Source organism: Trichocoleus sp. Lan (genome assembly GCF_039961855.1).
Classification (GTDB): domain Bacteria; phylum Cyanobacteriota; class Cyanobacteriia; order Cyanobacteriales; family FACHB-T130; genus FACHB-T130.
Genome location: NZ_JAMPKA010000018.1, coordinates 21,755 through 43,115 on the forward strand (window position 1 = coordinate 21,755; position 21,361 = coordinate 43,115).

General features: G+C 49.0%; 20 protein-coding genes. 8 read left to right on the plus strand and 12 right to left on the minus strand.

Going from position 1 to position 21,361, the window contains the following annotated elements; all coding sequences use genetic code 11:
• Positions 1-43 precede the first annotated feature (43 nt).
• Complete coding sequence (locus NDA03_RS16740) at positions 44-1,462, minus strand: serine/threonine-protein kinase (protein WP_348238638.1); 1,419 nt, start codon at positions 1,460-1,462, stop codon at positions 44-46.
• 25 nt (positions 1,463-1,487) lie between these two features.
• On the opposite strand from NDA03_RS16740, the gene NDA03_RS16745 reads away from it, so the two are divergent.
• On the plus strand, positions 1,488-1,718 hold the full coding sequence (locus tag NDA03_RS16745) for a hypothetical protein (RefSeq protein ID WP_190678743.1): 231 nt from the start codon (positions 1,488-1,490) through the stop codon (positions 1,716-1,718).
• Here the strand turns inward: NDA03_RS16745 and NDA03_RS16750 are convergent.
• Positions 1,715-2,914: a phosphoglycerate kinase gene (locus NDA03_RS16750; protein ID WP_190526327.1), complete on the minus strand. Its 1,200-nt coding sequence runs from the start codon at positions 2,912-2,914 to the stop codon at positions 1,715-1,717. The two genes, NDA03_RS16745 and NDA03_RS16750, sit on opposite strands and share 4 nt — an antisense overlap.
• Before the next feature lie 177 nt (positions 2,915-3,091).
• Between NDA03_RS16750 and NDA03_RS16755 the strand changes: the two genes are divergently transcribed.
• Together NDA03_RS16755 and ylqF are read left to right on the plus strand one after the other, a co-directional pair.
• Positions 3,092-3,514: a universal stress protein gene (locus tag NDA03_RS16755; RefSeq protein ID WP_190433305.1), complete on the plus strand. Its 423-nt coding sequence runs from the start codon at positions 3,092-3,094 to the stop codon at positions 3,512-3,514.
• 77 nt (positions 3,515-3,591) lie between these two features.
• Positions 3,592-4,455 carry a ribosome biogenesis GTPase YlqF gene (ylqF, locus tag NDA03_RS16760; protein ID WP_348238639.1) on the plus strand — a complete coding sequence of 288 codons (864 nt, stop codon included), beginning with the start codon at positions 3,592-3,594 and terminating at the stop codon, positions 4,453-4,455.
• A 47-nt stretch (positions 4,456-4,502) separates the two neighbouring features.
• Here ylqF and NDA03_RS16765 read toward each other — a convergent pair whose 3' ends face one another.
• Complete coding sequence (locus NDA03_RS16765; RefSeq protein WP_190414479.1) at positions 4,503-6,026, minus strand: protein kinase; 1,524 nt, start codon at positions 6,024-6,026, stop codon at positions 4,503-4,505.
• Positions 6,027-6,555: 529 nt separating this feature from the next.
• On the opposite strand from NDA03_RS16765, the gene NDA03_RS16770 reads away from it, so the two are divergent.
• Positions 6,556-8,166 (plus strand): adenylate/guanylate cyclase domain-containing protein, encoded by a 1,611-nt coding sequence (locus NDA03_RS16770; protein WP_348238640.1) that lies wholly within the window; start codon positions 6,556-6,558, stop codon positions 8,164-8,166.
• 131 nt (positions 8,167-8,297) lie between these two features.
• Here NDA03_RS16770 and NDA03_RS16775 read toward each other — a convergent pair whose 3' ends face one another.
• Positions 8,298-8,555, minus strand: a complete 258-nt coding sequence (locus NDA03_RS16775; RefSeq protein WP_348238641.1) for a hypothetical protein — start codon at positions 8,553-8,555, stop codon at positions 8,298-8,300.
• Positions 8,556-8,569: 14 nt separating this feature from the next.
• Between NDA03_RS16775 and NDA03_RS16780 the strand changes: the two genes are divergently transcribed.
• Entirely contained in the window at positions 8,570-10,222 is a 1,653-nt protein-coding gene (locus NDA03_RS16780; protein ID WP_190689045.1) for an adenylate/guanylate cyclase domain-containing protein, read from the plus strand.
• Positions 10,223-10,230: 8 nt separating this feature from the next.
• Here NDA03_RS16780 and NDA03_RS16785 read toward each other — a convergent pair whose 3' ends face one another.
• Positions 10,231-11,403, minus strand: coding sequence for a glycosyltransferase (locus NDA03_RS16785; RefSeq protein ID WP_348238642.1), 1,173 nt, complete (start codon positions 11,401-11,403; stop codon positions 10,231-10,233).
• Between the two features lie 270 nt (positions 11,404-11,673).
• On the opposite strand from NDA03_RS16785, the gene NDA03_RS16790 reads away from it, so the two are divergent.
• Positions 11,674-12,084 carry a VOC family protein gene (locus tag NDA03_RS16790; RefSeq protein ID WP_190414385.1) on the plus strand — a complete coding sequence of 137 codons (411 nt, stop codon included), beginning with the start codon at positions 11,674-11,676 and terminating at the stop codon, positions 12,082-12,084.
• Positions 12,085-12,137: 53 nt separating this feature from the next.
• On the opposite strand, the gene NDA03_RS16795 is transcribed toward NDA03_RS16790, so the two are convergent.
• Both NDA03_RS16795 and NDA03_RS16800 read right to left on the minus strand, forming a co-directional pair.
• On the minus strand, positions 12,138-14,273 hold the full coding sequence (locus tag NDA03_RS16795) for a pentapeptide repeat-containing protein (protein WP_348238643.1): 2,136 nt from the start codon (positions 14,271-14,273) through the stop codon (positions 12,138-12,140).
• 236 nt (positions 14,274-14,509) lie between these two features.
• Complete coding sequence (locus NDA03_RS16800; RefSeq protein WP_190986390.1) at positions 14,510-14,860, minus strand: hypothetical protein; 351 nt, start codon at positions 14,858-14,860, stop codon at positions 14,510-14,512.
• A gap of 246 nt (positions 14,861-15,106) precedes the next feature.
• On the opposite strand from NDA03_RS16800, the gene NDA03_RS16805 reads away from it, so the two are divergent.
• Positions 15,107-15,541: a hypothetical protein gene (locus NDA03_RS16805; protein WP_190526312.1), complete on the plus strand. Its 435-nt coding sequence runs from the start codon at positions 15,107-15,109 to the stop codon at positions 15,539-15,541.
• Between the two features lie 58 nt (positions 15,542-15,599).
• Here the strand turns inward: NDA03_RS16805 and NDA03_RS16810 are convergent, their stop codons facing one another.
• The 5 genes from NDA03_RS16810 to petB form a co-directional block, all read right to left on the minus strand.
• Positions 15,600-15,980, minus strand: coding sequence for a hypothetical protein (locus tag NDA03_RS16810; protein ID WP_190414389.1), 381 nt, complete (start codon positions 15,978-15,980; stop codon positions 15,600-15,602).
• A 114-nt stretch (positions 15,981-16,094) separates the two neighbouring features.
• Positions 16,095-17,243, minus strand: a complete 1,149-nt coding sequence (locus NDA03_RS16815) for a glycosyltransferase family 4 protein (RefSeq protein ID WP_348238644.1) — start codon at positions 17,241-17,243, stop codon at positions 16,095-16,097.
• Positions 17,244-17,261: 18 nt separating this feature from the next.
• On the minus strand, positions 17,262-18,263 hold the full coding sequence (locus NDA03_RS16820) for a GDP-mannose 4,6-dehydratase (RefSeq protein ID WP_190526307.1): 1,002 nt from the start codon (positions 18,261-18,263) through the stop codon (positions 17,262-17,264).
• A gap of 189 nt (positions 18,264-18,452) precedes the next feature.
• Positions 18,453-18,935, minus strand: coding sequence for a cytochrome b6-f complex subunit IV (gene petD, locus NDA03_RS16825; RefSeq protein WP_190414392.1), 483 nt, complete (start codon positions 18,933-18,935; stop codon positions 18,453-18,455).
• Positions 18,936-19,145: 210 nt separating this feature from the next.
• Positions 19,146-19,814 carry a cytochrome b6 gene (gene petB / locus NDA03_RS16830; protein ID WP_190430667.1) on the minus strand — a complete coding sequence of 223 codons (669 nt, stop codon included), beginning with the start codon at positions 19,812-19,814 and terminating at the stop codon, positions 19,146-19,148.
• Between the two features lie 181 nt (positions 19,815-19,995).
• Here petB and ctpA point away from each other — a divergent pair, with 181 nt between their 5' ends.
• Complete coding sequence (gene ctpA / locus NDA03_RS16835; protein WP_348238645.1) at positions 19,996-21,231, plus strand: carboxyl-terminal processing protease CtpA; 1,236 nt, start codon at positions 19,996-19,998, stop codon at positions 21,229-21,231.
• Positions 21,232-21,361 lie beyond the last annotated feature (130 nt).

Sequence of the window (21,361 nt, forward strand, 5' to 3'; positions counted from 1 at the left end):
GATTACGAATACCTAGTTTGGGATGGTCCTTGGTCATTTGCTCCTATCTCAGCCAGTCTTGGATCTGTCGAGCTATCCAGTTACATTCAGGTTCAGTCAGGTTCTGAGCGAAACAGTATTTCAGCAATCCAGTTTCGAGAGTGACTCCTTCTAAAGGAATTGCTTCAACATTTTTGATGCTAGAAACTTTCCCCCGATGGCTAAGATATTTCAACCCAAACAATTCCCTTTTAATTACAAAGTTATCTTGATAGAATTCGATGCAATAATCTCCCCAATAGTTGAGTATGGGCCATTTCAAATCGGCGGGAATTTTCCACAATTCATTGTGTAGGCTCATCCATAGCCGACCCAAAATAAGTGTTAATAGAATGGAGAAAATGAACAAAAACATCGTAGGAAGCGATGACAACAGGGAGAGGAGCATATAAAATATTGAGAAAGCCAGCGATAACAGCACCAAACCCAGCAAAAATAGAGCGATTATGGAGGTCGCTACTAGCATCAATTTCCCTGTAAAGGCGAGAATGTCTTTAACTAGCAAGATTCCCCGCCCAGGAATTTTAATTTTTAACTGAGTAGAAGACTTCCAAAGCTGAACGCGACTGCCAGCAGGCTGACGGATTTGTTGCAGGAGGGCGTTGAGAGAACGATTGGCTTTGAGATCCTCCAGTGCTTGACGGGCGGTGCGATATCGTTGCTCTAAATCGGGTTCTGCGATCGCTTCAATCCACCGGACAAAATTGGAGTTAAGGCTAACCTTGTCGCTAAAGTGAATCCGTAAATTCTTTTGGGGCAAATCTGCCGGGGCGATGCCGGTTAACAAATGGATCAAAGTTGCCCCCAGCGCATACAAGTCGGATGCCGGAACTGCCTTTCCCCAAAATTGCTCTAGGGGCGCATAGCCAGTGGTTCCCACCACAGTGAAGGTGACTCCCTCCGCCACGGCAGAATCTTGAACTGCACCAAAATCCACCAGATAAATTTGTTCATCTTCTCCCCAAATCAAGTTGCTGGGCTTGATGTCGCGGTGCAGCAACGGCGGGCTTAACTCGTGCAGATAGATGAGAATATTCAGTACCTCGGTGGCAATCTGCCGCACCTGGGCTTCGGTAAAGCGTTTGCCCTGTTTCAATAATTCTTGCAGGGAGGCACCGGGAATGTATTCTTGCACCAATCCAAACCAGCACAAACCAGCGCCAACCTGCTTGTCTAGGGAAAAATAATCTCGATATTGGGGAATTTTGGGGTAATCGAGATTTTTCAGAACTTGCGCTTCGCGCTCAAATAGCTTGAATTCGTCCCACTGCATCTGGGGGCTGAAGGCTAGCAGTTTGACGATGACTTGTTGTGGCGGTGATGCCTCAATGTCAGTTGCCAGCCAGGTTTGACGCCCAGCATTTTGTCCTAATTTCGCTTGAAGTTGATAACGCCCTTGCAATACCTGCTGTGCTTGCAGCATCTCGCCCTTGGTTCCTTAGCGCCGTATGTACTCCAATTTAGCTAGCGATCGCTCTAAGCGCTACCGTTTCGCTACCACCCCGTCAGGTGTCCACTCTATTTCACTTAATACTGAATACAAGCGATCGCGCTCTCTTTCCCAACAAACGCGATCGCTCTCTTTGAGAAGGACAGCGAAGCAATATACCCCAAAAAGCGTAGAGACGCGATTAATCGCGTCTCTACAAGAATTTTATTTGTTTACTCTTAGAACTTAAGCATCATTCAACGCCGCAATACCAGGAAGTTCCTTCCCTTCCAGCAACTCCAGACTAGCGCCACCGCCAGTCGAGATGTGGCTCATTTGTTCGCCCAAGTTCAACTGTTCCACGGCTGCCACCGAGTCGCCACCGCCGATAATGGTAGTCGTCCCGCTCTTAGTGAGATCGGCAAGAGTCCGCGCGATCGCTTCCGTCCCTTTGGCAAATTGTGGGAACTCGAACACACCCATCGGGCCATTCCAGATCACCGTCTTGCAATCAGCAAGCGATTCCTGAAAGAATTTCACCGAATCGGGGCCAATATCCAATCCCATCCAACCATCGGGAATGGCGTCAATGCTAACCGTTTGAGCGTTGGCATCAGCAGCAAAATTATCTGCAAGGATGACATCTGTCGGCAATAGCAGTTGAACGCCACGCTCTTTCGCCTTCGCTTCCAAAGACTTCGCCAGTTCTAACTTATCTTCTTCCACCAGCGACTTCCCGACACTTAGCCCACGAGCCTTGTAGAAGGTAAAAATCATGCCGCCGCCCAGGATCAGCTTATCGCACTTATCCAGCAGCGTTTCGATGACGCCAATCTTGCTAGAAACCTTGGAACCTCCGATAATTGCCGCCAGAGGACGCTGAGGGTTTTCAATCGCGCTTTGCAGATACTGGAGTTCTTTTTCAATCAAATACCCAGCCACCGATGGACTGAGATACTTGGTTACACCCTCTGTAGAAGCATGAGCGCGGTGAGCTGTTCCAAACGCATCATTCACATATAAATCGGCAACTGAAGCCAGTTTTTTAGCGAATTCTGGGTCATTCTTCTCTTCTTCCGGGTAGAAGCGGACATTTTCCAGCAGCAGCACGTCGCCATTTTGCATCGCCCCCACCTTGGCAGCGACATCATCACCGATACAGTCGTCAGTCTTGACAACTTCTTTACCCAGCAATTCAGACAGGCGCTTTGCCACCGGCGTCAGGCGGTATTTATCATCGACACCTTTGGGACGCCCAAAGTGACTAGACAGAATTACCTTAGCGCCTTTGGAAGTTAAATCCTGAATTGTCGGCAGAGCTGCCCGAATGCGAGTATCGTCAGTAATGTTGCCATTGTCCAGCGGTACATTAAAATCCGCCCGTACCAGTACCCTTTTGCCGGATAAATCGGATGCCGATAAATTTGCTACAGTTTTCTTGGACACAGCGTAAACCTCCTAATTGCGTCTTTTTATACTCTTCACTAGCAACCGCGTGTCACTGGTCGTTTGCCCTTTTCCCTCAAAAGCTAGATAGACCAAACCAAATGCAGGGGTAAGGTTATTTCTAGCTCTCTAGCCGTCCACATTTTACAAGAGTTGGGGTTTCTACAGGAGCGTGCCATGTTCAAGACTGTTCTGTTTCCTGTCGATCAAAGTCGAGAAGCGCGCGAAGCGGCTGATGTCGTTGTGAATGTTGTGCAAAAGTATGGTAGTAAATTAATTTTGCTTTCGGTGGTAGAAGAACCCAGCCAAGAGCCAGAGGTGTCGCCGCTCAATTCAGATGCTGCAATGACATCGCCAGAAGCAGTCGCCGAACTGCTCAAAACAGCTCAAAATCTATTTGCCGATCAAGGCATCCAGTCTCAAACGATTGAGCGTCAAGGCAAACCAGCTTTTACCATCTGCGATGTTGCTGACGAAATTGACGCCGATTTAATTGTGATGGGCTGTCGAGGGCTGGGTTTGACTGAAGAAGGCATGACTGACAGCGTCACGAACCGGGTAATTAATTTATCTCCTTGTCCGGTATTGATTGTTCCTTAGTCAAAGTTTAGATTTTGGATTTTGGATTTTAGATTCAATCTAAAATCTAAAATCTAAAATCTAAAATCTAAAATCTTATGACGACTCCTTCAATTCAGTGGTATCCCGGACACATTGCCAAGGCTGAGAAAGCGCTTAAAGAACAGCTCAAGCGTGTGGATGTGGTGTTAGAAGTGCGAGACGCCCGAATTCCCATCTCTACGCACCATCCCCGCGTGCCAGAGTGGATAGGCGGCAAGGCAAAGGTATTGGTACTTAACCGCACGGATATGATTTCTCCCGCAGTCCGGCAACTGTGGACTGAGTGGTTTAGGGATCGGGGGGAAACGCCATACTTCACAGATGCCCAGCATGGGAAGGGTGTTGCAGCAGTGGCACAGGCGGCGCAGGCAGCGGGTGTAGAGATGAATCAACGAAGAAGCGATCGCGGGATGCTTCCTCGTCCAGTCCGTGCCGTTGCGATTGGGTTTCCTAATGTGGGCAAATCGGCGCTAATTAATCGTTTATTAGGAAAGCGAGTGGTAGAAAGCGCCCGTCGTGCTGGTGTAACGCGCCAGCTACGCTGGATACGCATTTCCGATGAGATTGAACTTTTAGATGCCCCTGGCGTTTTGCCTTCTAAGTTAGAAAATCAGCCTGCTGCTTTAAAGTTAGCGATTTGTGATGATATTGGTGAGGCGTCTTACGACAATCAACGAGTGGCATCTGCGCTAGTAGATTTGCTCAAAACTCTCAACGCCCCCGATGCCGATTTATTTCTATTGAAGTCTTTACAATCTCGCTACGGAGTCGAGCCGAGTTCCTTCGCAGGCGACGAATATCTACAAGCTGTGGCAGATGAACGTCATAAAGGCGATGTAGAGCGCACAGCACGACAGCTATTAAATGATTTTCGCACGGGTTTATTAGGTGCGATTCCCCTAGAATTGCCGCCAGTCTGAATAGCAAAAGCTCCGGACAATTAAATGTCTTGGAGTCAGAACTATTCCTATTTAGAAGGACAGGTATTTTTTGTCCGACCCTTCCAAATCCAACCGGAGACTGGAGAGTTAATTTCTATCCAGCCACCTTCTTCTTTTCCAGTAACAGAGACTTTGGTTCCTGCTTTCACAACATCCCCTGTTTTCTTTCGTCCATCCACAGAGCGGACATTGGATGAACTAAGAACAACAACACAAGTGTTTTTCACTTCATTTTTAGCTGGCGCAGTAATTTGATTTTTAGCCGTTTCAGGAGAGGACGGGACTTGACGACTTGCAAAAATTACCCCAATTGCAATGACAAAGATAGCAGTGCTTGCTCCAATTAACAGCGGCAATTTGTTAGGAGATTTAAGTCCAGAATCCAGGCTGGACGACGAACTAATCGGAGCTGGGGCGGGATTTCCAGGAGCAATTGTCACCGTGTTCTGCGTGGCGGGTGCGGTTGGAGGCGTTGCTTCATCTACGACGCTAGCCGGAGAATCCACTGTCTTTTCCGATGAATTGCCTGTAGCAATGGTTACGGTATTGTCCGTAGGGGGCGCGATCGCCGGGGTGGAAATAGGAGCAGGGGCGTTATTGGGCGAGACGTGGGGATTGGTGCGTTCTTGAAGCGAGCGCAGTGCCTTATTTGCCGACACAGAACCGTCTTTCCAGTAACCGCGCACCTTCTGTCCCAAGACTGCGGCGATCGCTGCCGGGGAATTCGGATTGGTTAGGGAAGCAAGCGATCGCAATGCCTCGGTTGCTGACTGATAGCGGAATTTGAAGTAGTGGCGTACCATTTGACTCAGGACAGCGGCTAACCCATCGCTAACTTGAGCCAAGTGCCGCCAGAGAATCTCCCCGCTGTCGGGATCTTCTGCTAATTGCCTGGGATTCAGCCCGGTCAAGGCTTGGATACCAATCATGCCCAGTGCGTACAGATCGCTGCTAGGGCGGGGTCTGCCTTGTCCCTGTTCGCTAGGCATATAGCCTGGGGTACCAATCGCAACCGTCTCATTCATCCCTTCTTGAGCGATGACGGATTGCATCTGCACCTGTTTGACGGCACCAAAATCTACCAAAACTAACTTCTTATCGGAAGAACGGCGAATTAAATTATCCGGTTTGAGATCCCGATGAATCACCCCGTTCTCGTGTACAAATTCCAGAATAGATAATACTTCAGACAGCAGTTGAATCACCTGACTTTCGCTCCACTGCTGTCCTGGTGGCAGTTCTACACTTAGAGGCTGTCCGTCGATAAATTCCTGCACTAAGTAAAACTCTTCCTGCTCCTCAAAGTAAGCTAACAGCCGGGGAATTTGGTCGTGGTTCCCCAACTTTTCCAGAGTTTCGGCTTCGCTATTAAACAGGCGTCTCGCTGTTTGTAAAAATTCGGGATTGCTAGTCGCGGGTTTGAGGTGTTTAACAACGCAGGTAGGGTTCCCAGGTCGGCGAGTGTCTTGGGCAATGTAAGTATGACCAAATCCACCTTGGCCTAGCGCCTGGATCACCTGGTAGCGCTGGTCTAGTAATATGCCTATCATGGTGTCGCTGCCCTGAGCTGAGGTAAACCGTTTAACATAATTGAGTTTTTCCAAAAAGGAAGCAGTGTTTTCCGGATGTTTCATCAGATATGCACGGATTGCATATCTGATGAAAGAGCTACCCCCTTTCAGGGAATCGCTCTCTCCCGCCGCACTCTTGATTGACTGCGTATGAAAACCGCACTTTCGCGTCTTCTCTGGTGCCCAGTTGTCAAGGCTTCGACGGTCTCGCTAAAACCTCGACCTGACATCGGGAACCAGCGAATACTATGATACTGTTGTTCAAGGAATGAGGGGTATGACCCCCCATTTATATAAGGTAAGGCTGAAGGGCGCAGAGGCATTAACGCTAAAACTCAAACGATTTGCCGATTAAGCTGCCCTAAGCGTGTAGCTTGGGCAGGGTTGCATAAATGCCTTTGAGAATGCCATAACCTTGAGGGGAAGTGAGGGAAACCAATCAAAAGCCCCTTACTTTGCTGAGTTTTTGCACGCCTCGTTCGCTTCGCTTCAAAAAGGGATAGGAGTCATGGCTGAACTCAATCTGCGTCTACGAGAGGGAGATACAGAAAGAACGATTACGGTGAATCGGGATGAATTTACGATCGGTCGTTTGCCAGAATGCAACTTGCATTTGCCTTTCGAGGGAATTTCCCGGTGTCATGCCCGCTTTTTGAAAACGCCTTCTGGGGCGTGGACAATTGAGGATATGGGCAGCAAAAACGGAACGCGATTGAATGAACGCCCTGTCATCTCGCCTCAACAGGTAAATCACGGCGATATTCTTTGGCTGGGAGATATTAGCCTGAATATTCTTTTGAGCCATCCTGCTCAACCCCATCTAACACAGCTGGTGGAACCCGTGGCTCAAGGAACCACCATCTTTCGCAATGTTCAAGAGCTGCAACAGCAGTGGATACAAGCGGAAGGGACGCTAGACGTAGTTAGCAATAAGGAAAAAGCGATCGCTCGTCTCAAAGATTTGGTGAATATTGCCAAGAATTTGAGCGCAGCTGAATCGATCGAAGCAATATTCTCCCAGGTGCAGGAAGTCGTTTTCCGCGAACTTCAAAGCATTGAGCGCTTGGCATTGTTAATCGATGTAGAGGGTTCCGGCAAACTAGAATTGCTGAATGCCGCCGCTAGAGATATTTTGGAACAACAGAATCTAACAGCAAATGGCAGTTGGATTAGCCGCACCATTTGTCAAAAGGTATTTGCCGAGAAAGTCGCAATTCAAACCGCTGATGCCCAGATGGACAAACGGTTTGAGGGGCAACAGAGCATTTTAGTCAAAGGGATCAAGAGCGCGATCGCCGTCCCGCTTTGGGATGAAAATAAAGTAGTCGGTGTTCTTTATGCCGATGCTCATCTTTCCTCTAGCCATTGGACGAAAGGAGGCGAGGAAGACCTCAGCTTTTTTTCGGCTTTAGCGAATCTGGTCGCATCCGCAGTCCAACGTTGGCTGTTAACGCGGAAACTGAGAAACGAAGAAACCATTCGGACTCGACTAGAGCGCTATCACTCCCCTGCCGTTGTACAGCACATTATGACCCTGGGGGCCTTAGACAACGGTCGTCTCACGCCTGCCGAGGTTGATATCAGCATTCTCTTTGCCGATATTGTTGGCTTTACCGCCCTTTCGGAACGGTTGAGTCCTACAGAAATTGCCCAATTACTCAATGATTTCTTCGAGGAAATGCTACAGGAGGTTTTTACTGCCGGAGGAACGTTAGACAAGTATATTGGAGACTGCATCATGGCATTTTTTGGCGCTCCTGAACCTCAACCGGATCATGCCGACCGAGCTTTCGCCGCCGCCAAAGGAATGCTGACTCGTCTAGAGAAATTAAATGCCGCTCGAGTCTGGCGCGAACCGCTGCAAATTCGGGTTGCTATCAATAGTGGCAGAGCCGTGATTGGAGATGTCGGTAGCTCTCAAAGAGTAGACTATACCGCTTTAGGAGCAACGATTAATTTAGCCTCCCGCATGGAAGGAATCTGCCCCCCCGGTGAATGTGTCGTTAGTGAAGCCACGTATTCATTGCTGAAGCGATCCCAAGACTTGCAGACGGTAGGAGAACACCATTTCAAAGGCATAGACCGACCTGTCAGAGTTTATCAAACCAAGCGGCATTAAAGTGCTGGCTCCCCTCTGAGTTTTAGTGGAGCGAAAGGGCGGATTTTGAGTTTTCGGCTAAGACCAAGCCAAACCCTTTCTCGACGACGAAATCGAGGAGTTTATCGCTTCTCCTCACCAGCCCAAAAAATTTATTCCTCACCGTCCCCGTATCGGGGTGGGTTAGCCAGAGGTGGCAAGAGGTTGAGCAGAAGGTTAACCGAAAAGGAGCTGGGTGCGATTTCCCGGTCGTTGCGACCTATGGCAACACAGCGTATCATCTGTCGAAGGATTTCGTCAGAGTTAAGATGGTGGCAGTAATTGCCGGGAAAACGCATATATTTGTGGGTGCTTTCTTTGACTATTGCTTTGTCCAGGAGTTTTAGCAAGCCTTGTTCGCCTTGGTTCAAGGAGGTTTAGAGTCATGGCTGAACTCAAGCTGCGCCTACAAGTTGAGGAAAATGCTGAAAGCACCGTCACGGTGGATAAAGAGGAATTTATTATTGGTCGTTTGCCAGAATGCGATCTGTACTTGCCTTATTTTGAAATTTCCCGCTGTCATGCCCGGTTGTTAAATACACCGGATGGCGTGTGGGTAGTCGAAGATATGCATAGCACAAACGGAACGCGGTTAAATGACCGTCTGCTAGCAGCGCCCCAAAGAGTGAATCATGGGGATGTTATTCAGATGGGTCATGTTTTCATCCACGTTCTTTTAGCCAGTTCTCCTCAACAAAAGACTCAACTCAATCCCATCAATGCAGATCCGATCCCCGAAGAAGTGACGATTCTTCGCAATGCCAAAGAACTGCAACAGCAATGGATACAAGCGGATGATGAAGGGAGTAATATTGCGAATCCCCACAAAGCGATCGCTCGGCTGAAAGACTTGGTTGATATCGCTAGATGTCTGAATTCTGCCGAATCGATCGAAGCAATTTTCCAGCAGATACAAGAAATTGTTTTCCGCGATCTCATTAGTATCGATCGGTTGGCATTGTTGATTGATGTCGATTGTTCGGGGGAACTTGAATTACTTCAAGCAGCAGCGAGAGATATTTCTCAGCAGGAAAATCTCGCCGCAGATGGCAGTTGGATTAGCCGCACCATTTGTCAAAAAGTATTTACGGATAAAGTCGCCATTAAAACCGCTGATGCCCAAATGGATGAACGGTTTGAAGGCGAACATAGTATTTTAGCAAAAGGCATTCGTAGCGCTCTAGCGGTTCCTCTGTGGGATGAAAATCAGGTAGTCGGCGTTCTTTATGCCGATGCCCATCTTTCTTTTACCCATTGGAACAAAGGAGGAGATGAAGACCTCAGCTTTTTTTCAGCTTTAGCGAATTTGGTGGCGTCGGCGGTGCAACGTTGGCTGTTAGCAGAGAAACTCAGAAGCGAAGCCAACATTCGACACCGATTAGAACGCTATCACTCTCCTTCAGTTGTGCAGCATATTATGAATGTAGGAGGATTAGAAGGCGGTCGTCTTACCCCCACAGAAGGCGAAATCAGCATTCTTTTTGCCGATATTGTTGGCTTTACTGCGCTTTCGGAACGTTTAACTCCGACAGAAATTGCCGATTTGCTCAATAGTTTCTTTGAGGAGATGCTCAAAGAAGTTTTTGCCGCCAGAGGAACGCTAGATAAATTTATTGGAGATTGCATTATGGCATTTTTTGGCGCTCCAGAACCCCAGCCGGATCATGCCGACCGGGCTTTTGCCGCTGCTTGGGGAATGCTGGAACGTCTGGAGCGTCTGAATGCTCGTAAGTTCTTTCAACAACCGCTGCAATTGCGGATAGCGATTAACAGCGGTAAAGCGGTGGTTGGAGATGTGGGCAGCTCTCAGAGAGTAGACTATACCGTCTTAGGCGCTACGATTAATCTTGCCTCGCGGATGGAAGGAATTTGTCCCCCTGGTGAATGTGTCGTGAGTGAAGCCAGCTATTCTTTGCTCAGTCAACCGAAAGATTTGTTTCCGATGGGAGAGTACCGTTTTAAAGGTATTGACCGACCGATACGGGTTTATCAGACTAAGCGGCAGAGCGTTATCCACGATGGTATTCAGTCGGGTTAGAGATGAGATTAAACCTGGAACCCCATTTCTTGCAATCCTTGGCGGAGCCTAGCGGCTTCCTCTGGGTTGTGTTGCTCGTGAAGGGCGATCGCTTTCCCAAATGCTTCTAAACTTTCGATTACGTTCCCCATTTTCAACAGGGCAACTCCCAGATTTTGATACGCCTCTGCATAGTCTGGGTTCAGTTGAATCGCTTGGCGGTAAGCAGCGATCGCATCCGGCAAACGCCCGATTGCTTTTAATGCCATGCCTAGATTGTACTTTCCGACCGCAAAACTAGGGTCAATTTGTAAGGTCGTTTCATAAGCTTTTTGAGCATTAGTAAAATCCCCAGATGCTATCAACAAGTTGCCTAAATTGTTATAAGCCCCTAGTTTAAGTTTGGGCAGAATTGGTTGTTGAATGGCGACTTGATAGTGTGTCGCTGCTTGTGCAAGATCGTTCACACGAGTATAAGCATTGCCTAGATGGTAGTGCAACTCGTATAAAACAGAAGCGTCAGTCTGTGTTGATTTTAAGCCGCGCTTGAGGATTCCGATTCCCTTACTAATTTTCCCGGTTTCTATATAAAGCGCCCCCAATTTACAACAATCATAGGGATCGTTGGGATGGCTTGCCAGATAGCCTTCCATCGCCGCCTGCGCCCTATCGAATTTGTTTAAAGATGCGATCGCTCCCGGTTGATAGCCATAGTGCAAAATTGCGACATCCGACAGAGAAACGATCTGCCACTGGGGTTCTCTCTGCAACAATTCGGCAACGCTATCATCCACTAGGGAATGGTAAGGACGAGAAAAGCGCACGTCTGGGTGATTGCGAAATAGACGAGAAACTAGGGAATAGGGTGATTGGGATGCTCCAACTTCTTGACGAATCAGGTTGATAACGAGGTTGCGATCGCTTTCCATCGCTTGCTTCATCTGCGGCACAATTTCCGGTGTCAGCACTTCATCCGCATCCAACACCAGCACCCAATCTCCCTGAACGTACTTCAGCGACTCATTCCGCGCCGCTGAGAAGTCATTGCACCATTCAAAGTGATAAACCTTCGCCCCAAATTCTCTGGCAATTTCAACGGTTTTGTCAGTGGAGCCGGTATCCAGCACCACCATTTCATCTACCACATCTTTGACACTATTCAAGCATTGTGGTAAAGACGATTCTTCGTTTTTAACAATCATGCAGAAGCTTAGCTTCATTGGACACCATGAACTGGCTTAAGGGACTCGTGGTTATTTTAAATGCGATCGCATAAAGCTAATTAAACAGTAAAAAAAGAATTCTTTTTTTGCCTGCCCTTCGGTAGATAGGGATCAAAACTTATATATTTTTGATGTGTAACAGCATACAAAATATCGGCTCCTGGCTAAAAATTGGATTTCCTGCTCTGAACCAACTTGCAAAACGGGAGTTTATAATACATTTGTTCTTCCGAAACAGGGTAGATTTGTATGACCCTTGGTACCTTGAATCACCTAAGCTTGACGGTTAGCGATCGCTCGAAATCGGAACCGTTTTATAACGCAATTTTGGAATTCATGGGCTACCAGCAGGTGGAGAAAAATGATGAGTTTATTATGTGGTGGTCAAAGGATGTCGGGGCAATTTTGATTTATGCCGCGAATCCAGATTCCCCGAACAAACTACACGATCGATACTCGCCAGGACTACACCATCTTGCCTTTAACGCCGACAGCCGCGAACAGGTAGATAACTTATACAACCTGATTCTTGAACTAGGCGCTACAGTCCTCGATCCGCCAGCCGAATACAACCAGTATGCACCGGGCTACTACGCTGTCTTCTTTGCCGATCCCGATGGGATCAAACTGGAATTGGTTCATATGCCCAATCTACCCTAGAGCACTTTCCTGCTCGCTGGATCTTGCGGTTTCTAGGTGCCCTTCTGCCTGATTTACTGACAGCGAGGATGACGCCCTCCTTGGTCACAAATTAAGTCAATTTGCTTGGCATCTAAATTCTTGGCTTGAGAAAAATCGACGCCCTTAACACGAGCCAAGGATGCGGCATTGGGTGCCTCTTGAATGAATTGATCCGACTGCAAGGGTTTTGGGGCGGCAAAGGTTGCCCCCTTCAAATTAGCTCCTGCTAAATTCGCCCCGCGCAGGTCTGCCGCACTCAGGTTGGTGTTTTGTAAATTGGCATTTTGCAACTGAGCCTGAGCGAGATTGGCACCAACCAGCCTGGTGGCGCTGAGGTCAGCTTTTTGGAGATTGGCGTTCTGAAAATCTGCTTCTGAAAGGTCTGCTCCTTGCCAGTTGGAGTTCGTCAGCAGCGCAAAGGGAAACTTAGCCCCGACAGCGCTAACTTGTCCGAGACGGGCGCTAGAGAGATTGGACTGAGTAAAGTTGGCATTGGCTAAATCTGCACCCGTCAGGCTGGCATTTTCTAAGACAGCTTGATGGAAGTCTGCACCGATTAGCTTGGCACTACTGAGGTTGGCTCCGACGAGTTGAGCCTGGGACAAATTAGCCCGATTCAAGGTGGCACGGATTAGGTTGGTGCGATTCAGGGGGACACGGCTCAAAAGAGCGCCACTGAGGTTCGCTTCTTTAAGATCGGCTCCATTGAAGTCCGCAATCCGATCATCAAAGGTGCCCAGACGCCCATCCTCACCGGCACCCAAGAAGCGGCTATTCCGTAAACTGGCACCTGCGAGGGAGGCTCCTTTGAAAAGAATCCCAGAAAGATCAGCTTTGTCTAGAACCAGAGTAAATGGAGCAGGCTCGTGGCGTACCTGTGCGAGGTCGGTGCGACTGAGATCGGCCTTGTAGACTTGAGCGGGGTAGATGCTGAGAATTTTAGCGATCGCGCGTTGAGTGCCCACCAGTCGCCTTGCTATTAACTGTTGCTCTACGAATCCACTCCCTTGCAGCAGCGCTTCGTCCTTTTGCAGGGAAAGATTTAAGCGCTGCAAGTAGGGTAAAGCTTCCGGACCCGTACTGACTAAGGTTTGCCCAATTGTCTCCATCAAAGCAGGTACCCTTTCTTGACCCAGCAAATCTACTAAGAAGGGAATCGCTCGCGAGTCGTCCAACCTTGCCAGCGCCAGGATAGCACTCCGTCGTTCTTCTAATTGGTTGGGGGAAGATCGACTTAACCGCTCGACTAGCGCCAAAAACACTTTGTTATTCTGTTGCTTAGACGAGCGCCAATTTGCCTGACTTTGAATGTACATTTGAGTGCCGACAAAGGTTCCCAAGACAGCACTCATGCAAGAAAAGCCGACAATTATCAGCGTCAGACTGGGGTTTTGGCGCATCCAATCCCAAAGACGCAGCGATCGCTTGGAAGAGGGTTTGGAAGATTGAGAAGTCAGGGCAATGCTTGTGATGGTTTCCCTTGCTCGCTTCGCTGGCTGTTCGGTTCCCGGCAATTGGTTTAACTGAGGAGCATTCCGCGACCGATCGGGTACAAAAGCCCTGGCTCCATCGATGACAAAGGTTCCAGCGATTCTATCGTGCAAGGTGCGACGTTCGGGATTGAACAGCGCGATCGCATTTTCCCCCAGCCACATCAAAGCAGACAATCCCAGCAAAATCCCCAAATCTGGAAAAGCACCGCTGTAGCGCCATATCAGATAAGCCATCGAAAGCGGCAATCCCCACCTGCCGACTCCCTCTCTCCAAATCGCGCGAATCAATCCCGGCGGGTCGCCTGATTCTTGTACTACTTGGACGCCTAGCCAGCCCTTGGGCGAGGTTTGTCCGGTTTTGCCCAATTTATACAGTTGCCAGCCTACGATCAGGACAGGAGCCACCAGCGCCCCGCACCAAAACAAATTGGTAAGTGGAGCAACTCGTTGGTTGCTTGCGCGTCGGGGAATTGCCAACGTTTGAGCGATCGCATCCTCGGTGGTTGCTAACACTGGGTTGAGAGGAACGGTTTCCGGAGAGACACACGCGCCAGCATTCGTACAAAACTTGGCGGCAAGACCGATGCTATAGGGAACTAAAGCACTCGCAACCACCAGCGAGACTTCCACAATCGTGGCAGCACCCCGTCGGGTACCCAGTGGTAGTCGGTGCATCTGTATCCGCCAAGACGGGCTTTTGCGATTCGAGCTTTTTTTCACGCTTTGGGTAGCCATTCGAGCATTCCACAAATAGCAGTTAGCTGTTCGCTTCTAGCAAATTTTGTCCGGGCAGGCAACCCTTATTTTGCTGGTAAAGATCCGCATTAGTAATGAACCTGCCCTACGTCCTTAGACGACTATACCCGTCCGGAGTCCATAGTCCTCATTGCTACCCAAAAAATTAAGACTTGCTAATCGGGGGACTTGGGGGCAATAAACAGTTTGTACGCCAAATACACTAACCCTGCCAAGATGCCGAGACTAATCAGGGATGCAACTAGATACAAAACGCTTCTGATTAGCCCAAAACCAACCAAAGCCGCGACGGCGACAACAGCAACTTTACCAGCACCAGGAAGCCTTTGAAACCAGTTAGCAATTTTGTTGAACAGAGACTGAATTGATTGAGATTCTTTAGGTTGAACCTGGAGAGGTTTCCCCGGTTCGGTTTCTATCATTGGCGCGGGAGGGTTGCTCTGATTGATTTGAGCATCTAGTTCTTGGAGTTTACGCTCCCAGTCTTGATTTTCTTGAGGATTCATCTTTTGTTTTTATAGTGAATGACGAAAATGACGGTTGCAAATGAAAAACTGACGGTCAAGCATGGATTGTCTTGGTGATTTAAACAAAAGTCTGTTTTAGCAACACCATGACTTAAAAAAGAAGGAATTTTAGCGCCCTTTCAGATACGTGACACTTTAAGAAAAGGAACACACTCGAAACACCTTTATGTACTCATGTAGGACACTTATAGTAAGACTTCCTTAAAAAGGCAAGGGGATGACGAAATGAAGATGCTTCGCAAATGGATAGTTATTCCCACAACCTTGGCGTTAATCTTAACAGGCGCTGGGGCGGCTCGTAGTGATGCCCCAGTGTTAGAACTGTCGTCGAAGTTGTCGAACGATCCGGTCGTCCTCAACGGGGCTTCTGGCGGTCAAACAAGTAGTAATTGCGGTTATATCTCCCAAACCCCGAATCAAGTTGTTCGGGTAACGGCAGATCGGATCGATTACTTGCGGTTGAGTATCCAAAGCAGTGGCGAGCCTACGCTTCTGGTTGATGGCCCAGGAGGACGATTCTGCGTGTTGGCAGATAGTGTTTCTGGAGATAAGCCGGAGATTTCAGGAGTTTGGCTTCGGGGGGATTATAACGTTTATGTCGGCGATCGCGCGGGTGGCACCCATCCTTATACTCTATCGATTACTGGACAGACTAAATAATCAGTCATTCGTCAGTCGTAATCAATCAAAAACGAGTGACGAATAACTTGATTTTGTTCTAGTCTTCCAAAGAGCGGGCAGATACCTCAACGGCTTCAACGTCAATCGTTCCGGGAGGCGTCAAACGGTTAAAGTGTCCCTGTTCGATTTTGAGCGACTCGCCACAATTGGGGCACTGGCACTCGGTTCGATTCAAAGCTGTAAATTCATAGCTACAGACGGGACACTGGTCGGCAATAAGGTTGCGTTGCAACCACCAGCGAAAGCCCAGGAAGGCAAGGACTGGTGCGACGAGGATTAAACCTATCAGAATCAGAAAAGATTTTACCAACCAGCCAAGCCCAATCGACCCCAGCAACCAAATGATTAGCAGCAAGGTAAGCCAAGAGCCGACGCCAGAAAGCTTGAATTGAAAGGAATTGGGGCTGTTCTGGTTCACGGCAGTCTCCAACAAAAGCAAGGTAGTATGGACTACTTCCATCCTAAATCAGAATCGATTCTCTCTGAGAACAGAGGCCGTTCGGCATTGATTTTTAAGCGTGCCTAATCGCATTTAAACAAGCAGCTGTTTTAACTGCTGGGCAAGGGCATCTTTGCCAAACAAGGCGAGGCTTTGTTCTCGCAACCACTGAGAGTTGCAGCGCTGGTCGTCCCCTTTGAGGATTTCAATACAGGCATTTGCCACGGCTTCTGGATTGCGATGGGGGACGCGCCAGCCTAAACGTCCATCCTGAAGGGGATCGGCGGAGCCATCATCGTTACCGGATAGGACGGGGATGCCACAAGCCATCGCCTCTAAATAGACAATGCCGAAGCCTTCTTGGGAAGGCATGATGTAAGCATCAGCGACGCGGTAATGGTCTACCAGGTCTTCGGTGGGAACGAACCCGGCAAAGACAACCCGGTCGGCAACTCCTAAATCTTTGGCAAGCTGCGCCAGTCGGGGTTGATCGTCGCCACGACCGATCACCAAATATTTGACTTCTGGAAATACTTGGGCGATCGCAGGGATGGCTCGAATGGTAACGTCTACGCCTTTGTAGATATCGCCCGACCACAGCCGCGCTACAGTCATCAAAACTTTGGCACCGCCAAGATTATACCGTTCGATCAATACGGGTGGCTTGGGGCCTGGAGTAAAGTAATTCCCATCCACCGCACAGGGTAGCATTTGCACTTTCTTAGGGTCTAGGTCATTCACCGCGCAGGCGCGATCGCGGCTATAGCGACTAATTGTCCAAATTCCCTCCGCCTGCTTGAGTGCCCTTCGTTCTTGATTGGCTAAGGGTTCCCAAAATTCTTTTCCGTAAGTCAGCACCGTATAGGGAATCCCCAGCGGCTGACATAGCAGCCTTACCAAGGGTGACAGATTAATATGACCGCAAAAAACATGGTGGGGACGGCGTTGTAACAGACAAGCTAGCAGTGAAGTTGCTAGCCTTAAGCGTCCCTTTTGGGGATTTTGGTTTTTGAGATAATGAAATTTGAGGTTTTTTCCCTCAAAGGGATTTGGGCAGCCAACGCCATCCCGTAGCAAAAATACCTCGCCTTTGGCTTGATTTCCCAATGAGGTATAAGACTGCAAAATATCCTTAACGTAGGATTGGATGCCCCCTTCGCATCCAAAAACTTCCAGAAAAATAAATATATGGTTTGCGACTGGTTTAACAGTCGGCTCTAAATAATCTATCTTTTCTCCCACTTCAATAATCCCTGAATTTTAGGAGTTTTGTTCCATCTGGGCGATGGACGGCACCTCAGCACTTTGTAAACGTTCCAAGTCCTTCAACACCATTTTTTCCAAAAGACCCTCGAAGCTAACTTGCGGTTCCCAGTTGAGTTGGCGCTTGGCTTTTTCTGGATTTGCCACCAGATGGAAATGTTCATCCGATCGCAGAAACTTGGGATCGACAACGACATAACGAGTCCAATCTAGCCCCACACACTCAAAAGCAGTCGCCACCAATTCCCGAACGCTGTGTAACTGACCCGTCCCAATCACGTAGTCTTCTGGTTCATCTGCCTGCAACATCCGCCACATTGCTTCCACATGATCGCCAGCATAACCCCAGTCGCGTTTGGCGTCCAGGTTGCCCATTTCCAGGCGATCGCTTAACCCCAATTTAATCGAGGCTGCTGCTAAAGACACCTTTCGCGTAACAAAATTTGGAGGTCGTCTCGATGACTCGTGGTTGTATAAAATACCGCTACAGGCAAACCAACCGTAGCGCTGTCGGTGATGTACCATCGTCCAATGGGCGTGCAACTTTGCCGCTGCGTAAGGGTTCATCGGACGAAAAGGCGTATTCTCATCTTGAGGCGACCGATCCACCTGCCCAAACATCTCGGAACTGCTGGCTTGATAAAACCGCGTGTTCAATCCAGCCAGACGCACTGCATCTAACAGCCTGGTCGCCGTACCCGTTACCAAGTCCAGCGTTCCCAGCGGGTCTTGCCACGAATCTGGGACGAAACTGGGAGCGGCTAAATTATAAATTTCTTGAGGCTGTAGTTGTTCCACTACTTCCAACAGAGTCGCGCTATCCCTCATGTCAACCGCACAAACCTCAATCTGGCTGGCGAGGGAACCCAGTTTAGCCAGACTGGATTGGCGGTGCAGCGGTACCAACCCAGCCACCCGATAACCCCGTTCCAAAAGTAAACGGCTGAGATAGTAGCCGTCTTGCCCGGTGATTCCTGTAATTAGCGCTGTCTTTGCCATGAGTTGAGTTTAACCACTTAATGTTGCGTTGGGGCTGGAGTTTGGTTCAGGCAGCTACATCCTCTGTTCTTTTATACTTTGCTTTTTCGGAAGCGACCAGATAATACTTAACGCCCGTAGATGCTTCAAAAGCAGCACAAAAGCACTGCTTTTGAAACCCACAGGCGTCAAGGATAACAAATGATTGTCTTAAAACAGACCCAATGTCAGAGATTTGTCAATGGGGAAGGTGGCACCGATACCCAACCAGAGGGTAAAGAAGGTTCCAAACAGGAAAACCGCCGTGGCGACTGGGCGACGGAAGGGATTTTGGAATTTGTTAACGTTCTCAATGAAGGGAACGAGAATCAAGCCCAAAGGAATCCCTGCCATGCAGGCGATACCCAGCAGTTTATTGGGTAGAATCCGCAGAATTTGGAAAACAGGCCAGAAGTACCATTCTGGGAGAATTTCCAGAGGGGTGGCAAAGGGGTTTGCCGGTTCGCCAATCATCGCTGGGTCAAGCACAGCCAGACCCGTACACAGTGCAATCGTCCCCATAATTACTACAGGGAAAATGTAGAGTAGGTCGTTGGGCCAAGCGGGTTCGCCATAGTAGTTATGACCCATGCCTTTGGCAAGTTTTTCACGTAACTGCGGATCGGTTAGATCCGGCTTTTTTTGGGTTCCCATTGTTGTATGTGTTCTCCTATGCGTTTTGAAAGCTTTGAGCTAAGCAAGAGGCAAAGTGGTCAGGGGGTAATAGAGAGATAGATAATGCAGGGAAGAAAAATGACTTTCCCACTTTCTCTCCTCTCCCCATTGGGCGCTGGACATGGGCTGGATATCTCCTGCCCTGCTGTAGGGACGGAGATATCCCGTCTCTACAGCACTCAGTACTTTTTACAATGGGCCAGAGATGCCTTGCTTGCGAATCATCAAGAAGTGTAGCAACATGAAGACGGCAATCAGCCAGGGCAGCACAAAGGTATGCAGGCTGTAGAAGCGTGTCAGAGTGGCTTGTCCAACGCTGGAACTCCCGCGCATCAGCTCGACGATTTGATCACCGACCAAGGGAATCGCAGCAGGGACGCCAGAGACAATCTTAACGGCCCAGTAACCAACCTGATCCCAAGGAAGTGAATAGCCGGTGACGCCGAAAGAAACGGTGATCACAGCCAGAGTCACACCCGTCACCCAGGTCAACTCGCGGGGCTTTTTGAAACCGCCGGTGAGGTAAACCCGAAAGGTGTGCAAAATCATCATCAGCACCATCATGCTGGCAGACCAGCGGTGGATGGAGCGAATCAGCCAACCGAAGTTGACGTCCGTCATCAGGTACTGGATGGAGGAAAAAGCCTCGGTGACGGTCGGCTTGTAGTAAAACGTCATGGCGAATCCAGTGGCAAACTGGATCAAAAAGCAAGTCAGTGTAATTCCACCCAGGCAGTAGAAGATATTTACGTGGGGAGGCACATACTTGCTGCTGACGTCATCGGCAAGCGCCTGAATCTCCAGACGCTCCTCAAACCAGTTGTAGGCTTTTGAATCAGTTACCTGCTTAGAAAACATGAACCCAGAGTTCCTAAAAATTTATTGCTGTTTTTGACACGAGCCAACCCCATGAGACAGTTTTCCGCTCTTTTCGGGGGCATGAAGCTGCAATGGGGATCAGTAGACACCGCGATAGAGAGAAGTCTAGGCGTAGCCTCTACAAAAAATGTAACATAGCCCGAAAGGGGGATTCTGTGTCATGCACAAACGAGTGTTAAGGGTTGTATTCGTACTAATCATACAAACTATCTTTACGTTAAGTTGGTGGACTTCGCCAGCGATCGCTTTAACGGAGGAACAGCAGCTTTTATCGGAAGCATGGCGAATTGTCAACTATGCTTACGTGGATGACAGTTTCAATCAACAAAACTGGTGGATGGCTCGTCAGAAGGCGATCAAGCAGCCTCTGTCTAATCGTGAGGCGACTTACACGGCAATTCAAAATATGCTCAAAACTCTGGAAGATCCGTTCACGCGGTTTTTAAAACCTGACCAGTACCGAAGTTTACAGGTGAATACTTCCGGAGAGCTTCAAGGGGTGGGACTGCAAATTGCCCTTGATGCCGAGACGGGCGAGTTGCAAGTGGTGGCACCAATTGACGGTTCGCCTGCTGCGAAGGCGGGAATCCGATCGCGCGATCGCATCCTGGAAATTGATGGCATCCAGAGTGCCCAACTGACCCTCGATGAAGCCGCCGCGAGGATGCGGGGCGCTGCGGGCACAGAGGTGAGGCTCCTGATGCAACGGGAGACAAAAACGCCTGAAGAAATTACCCTAGTGCGATCGCGAATTGCTCTTAACCCCGTTTATGCAGTCTTAGATTCCAGCAGTTCTCGCCTCCCGGTGGGTTACATTCGTCTGAGCCAGTTTAGTGCCAATGCCCCAACTGAGCTGGCGAATGCCGTCACCAAGTTGGAGAAACAAGGGGCACAAGCTTATCTGCTCGATTTGAGAAATAATCCAGGAGGGCTTTTGCAGGCAGGCATTGAGATTGCTCGGATGTGGTTGGATGAAGGCACGATTGTCTATACGGTCAACCGACAAGGCATTCTGGGCAGTTTTGAGGCGTCTGCACCAGCTCTTACCCACGCTCCTCTCGTTGTTTTAGTGAATCAGGGAAGCGCCAGTGCTAGCGAGATTCTGGCTGGGGCACTTCAAGACAATGGTCGTGCCCAATTGGTAGGCGCTCGAACTTTTGGCAAAGGCCTAATTCAATCTTTGTTTGACCTCTCAGATGGGTCAGGATTGGCGGTGACGGTTGCCAAGTACGAAACGCCAAACCATCACGATATTAACAAGCTAGGCATTACGCCAGATCGGGAAGTGCCTCTGGAGCCAATTACGCTTGACCAGGTGGGTACGGAAGCAGACCAGCAATACAAAACGGCGTTGGAGGTGTTAACCGCTAATGCGGTCGTTGGCGATGCGGCTTGATTCAGGAGTCAGGGCTGAGGGCTGAGGACTGAGGACTGAGGGCTGAGGAGTTAGGACTGAGGACTGAGGAGTTAGGACTGAGGAGTTAGGAGTTAGGACTGAGGAGTTAGGAGTTAGGACTGAGGAACTG

Excerpts from the sequence above, each read along its gene's own strand:
- NDA03_RS16770 (WP_348238640.1), top strand. The coding sequence starts at position 6,556 with ATGGCTGAACTCAATCTGCGTCTACGAGAGGGAGATACAGAAAGAACG.
- petD (WP_190414392.1), bottom strand. The coding sequence starts at position 18,935 with ATGGGAACCCAAAAAAAGCCGGATCTAACCGATCCGCAGTTACGTGAA.
- NDA03_RS16780 (WP_190689045.1), top strand. The coding sequence starts at position 8,570 with ATGGCTGAACTCAAGCTGCGCCTACAAGTTGAGGAAAATGCTGAAAGC.
- NDA03_RS16755 (WP_190433305.1), top strand. The coding sequence starts at position 3,092 with ATGTTCAAGACTGTTCTGTTTCCTGTCGATCAAAGTCGAGAAGCGCGC.
- NDA03_RS16765 (WP_190414479.1), bottom strand. The coding sequence starts at position 6,026 with ATGATAGGCATATTACTAGACCAGCGCTACCAGGTGATCCAGGCGCTA.
- NDA03_RS16740 (WP_348238638.1), bottom strand. The coding sequence starts at position 1,462 with ATGCTGCAAGCACAGCAGGTATTGCAAGGGCGTTATCAACTTCAAGCG.
- NDA03_RS16800 (WP_190986390.1), bottom strand. The coding sequence starts at position 14,860 with ATGAATCCTCAAGAAAATCAAGACTGGGAGCGTAAACTCCAAGAACTA.
- NDA03_RS16805 (WP_190526312.1), top strand. The coding sequence starts at position 15,107 with ATGAAGATGCTTCGCAAATGGATAGTTATTCCCACAACCTTGGCGTTA.
- NDA03_RS16790 (WP_190414385.1), top strand. The coding sequence starts at position 11,674 with ATGACCCTTGGTACCTTGAATCACCTAAGCTTGACGGTTAGCGATCGC.
- NDA03_RS16745 (WP_190678743.1), top strand. The coding sequence starts at position 1,488 with ATGTACTCCAATTTAGCTAGCGATCGCTCTAAGCGCTACCGTTTCGCT.
- NDA03_RS16820 (WP_190526307.1), bottom strand. The coding sequence starts at position 18,263 with ATGGCAAAGACAGCGCTAATTACAGGAATCACCGGGCAAGACGGCTAC.
- petB (WP_190430667.1), bottom strand. The coding sequence starts at position 19,814 with ATGTTTTCTAAGCAGGTAACTGATTCAAAAGCCTACAACTGGTTTGAG.
- ctpA (WP_348238645.1), top strand. The coding sequence starts at position 19,996 with ATGCACAAACGAGTGTTAAGGGTTGTATTCGTACTAATCATACAAACT.
- NDA03_RS16795 (WP_348238643.1), bottom strand. The coding sequence starts at position 14,273 with ATGCACCGACTACCACTGGGTACCCGACGGGGTGCTGCCACGATTGTG.
- NDA03_RS16785 (WP_348238642.1), bottom strand. The coding sequence starts at position 11,403 with ATGATTGTTAAAAACGAAGAATCGTCTTTACCACAATGCTTGAATAGT.
- ylqF (WP_348238639.1), top strand. The coding sequence starts at position 3,592 with ATGACGACTCCTTCAATTCAGTGGTATCCCGGACACATTGCCAAGGCT.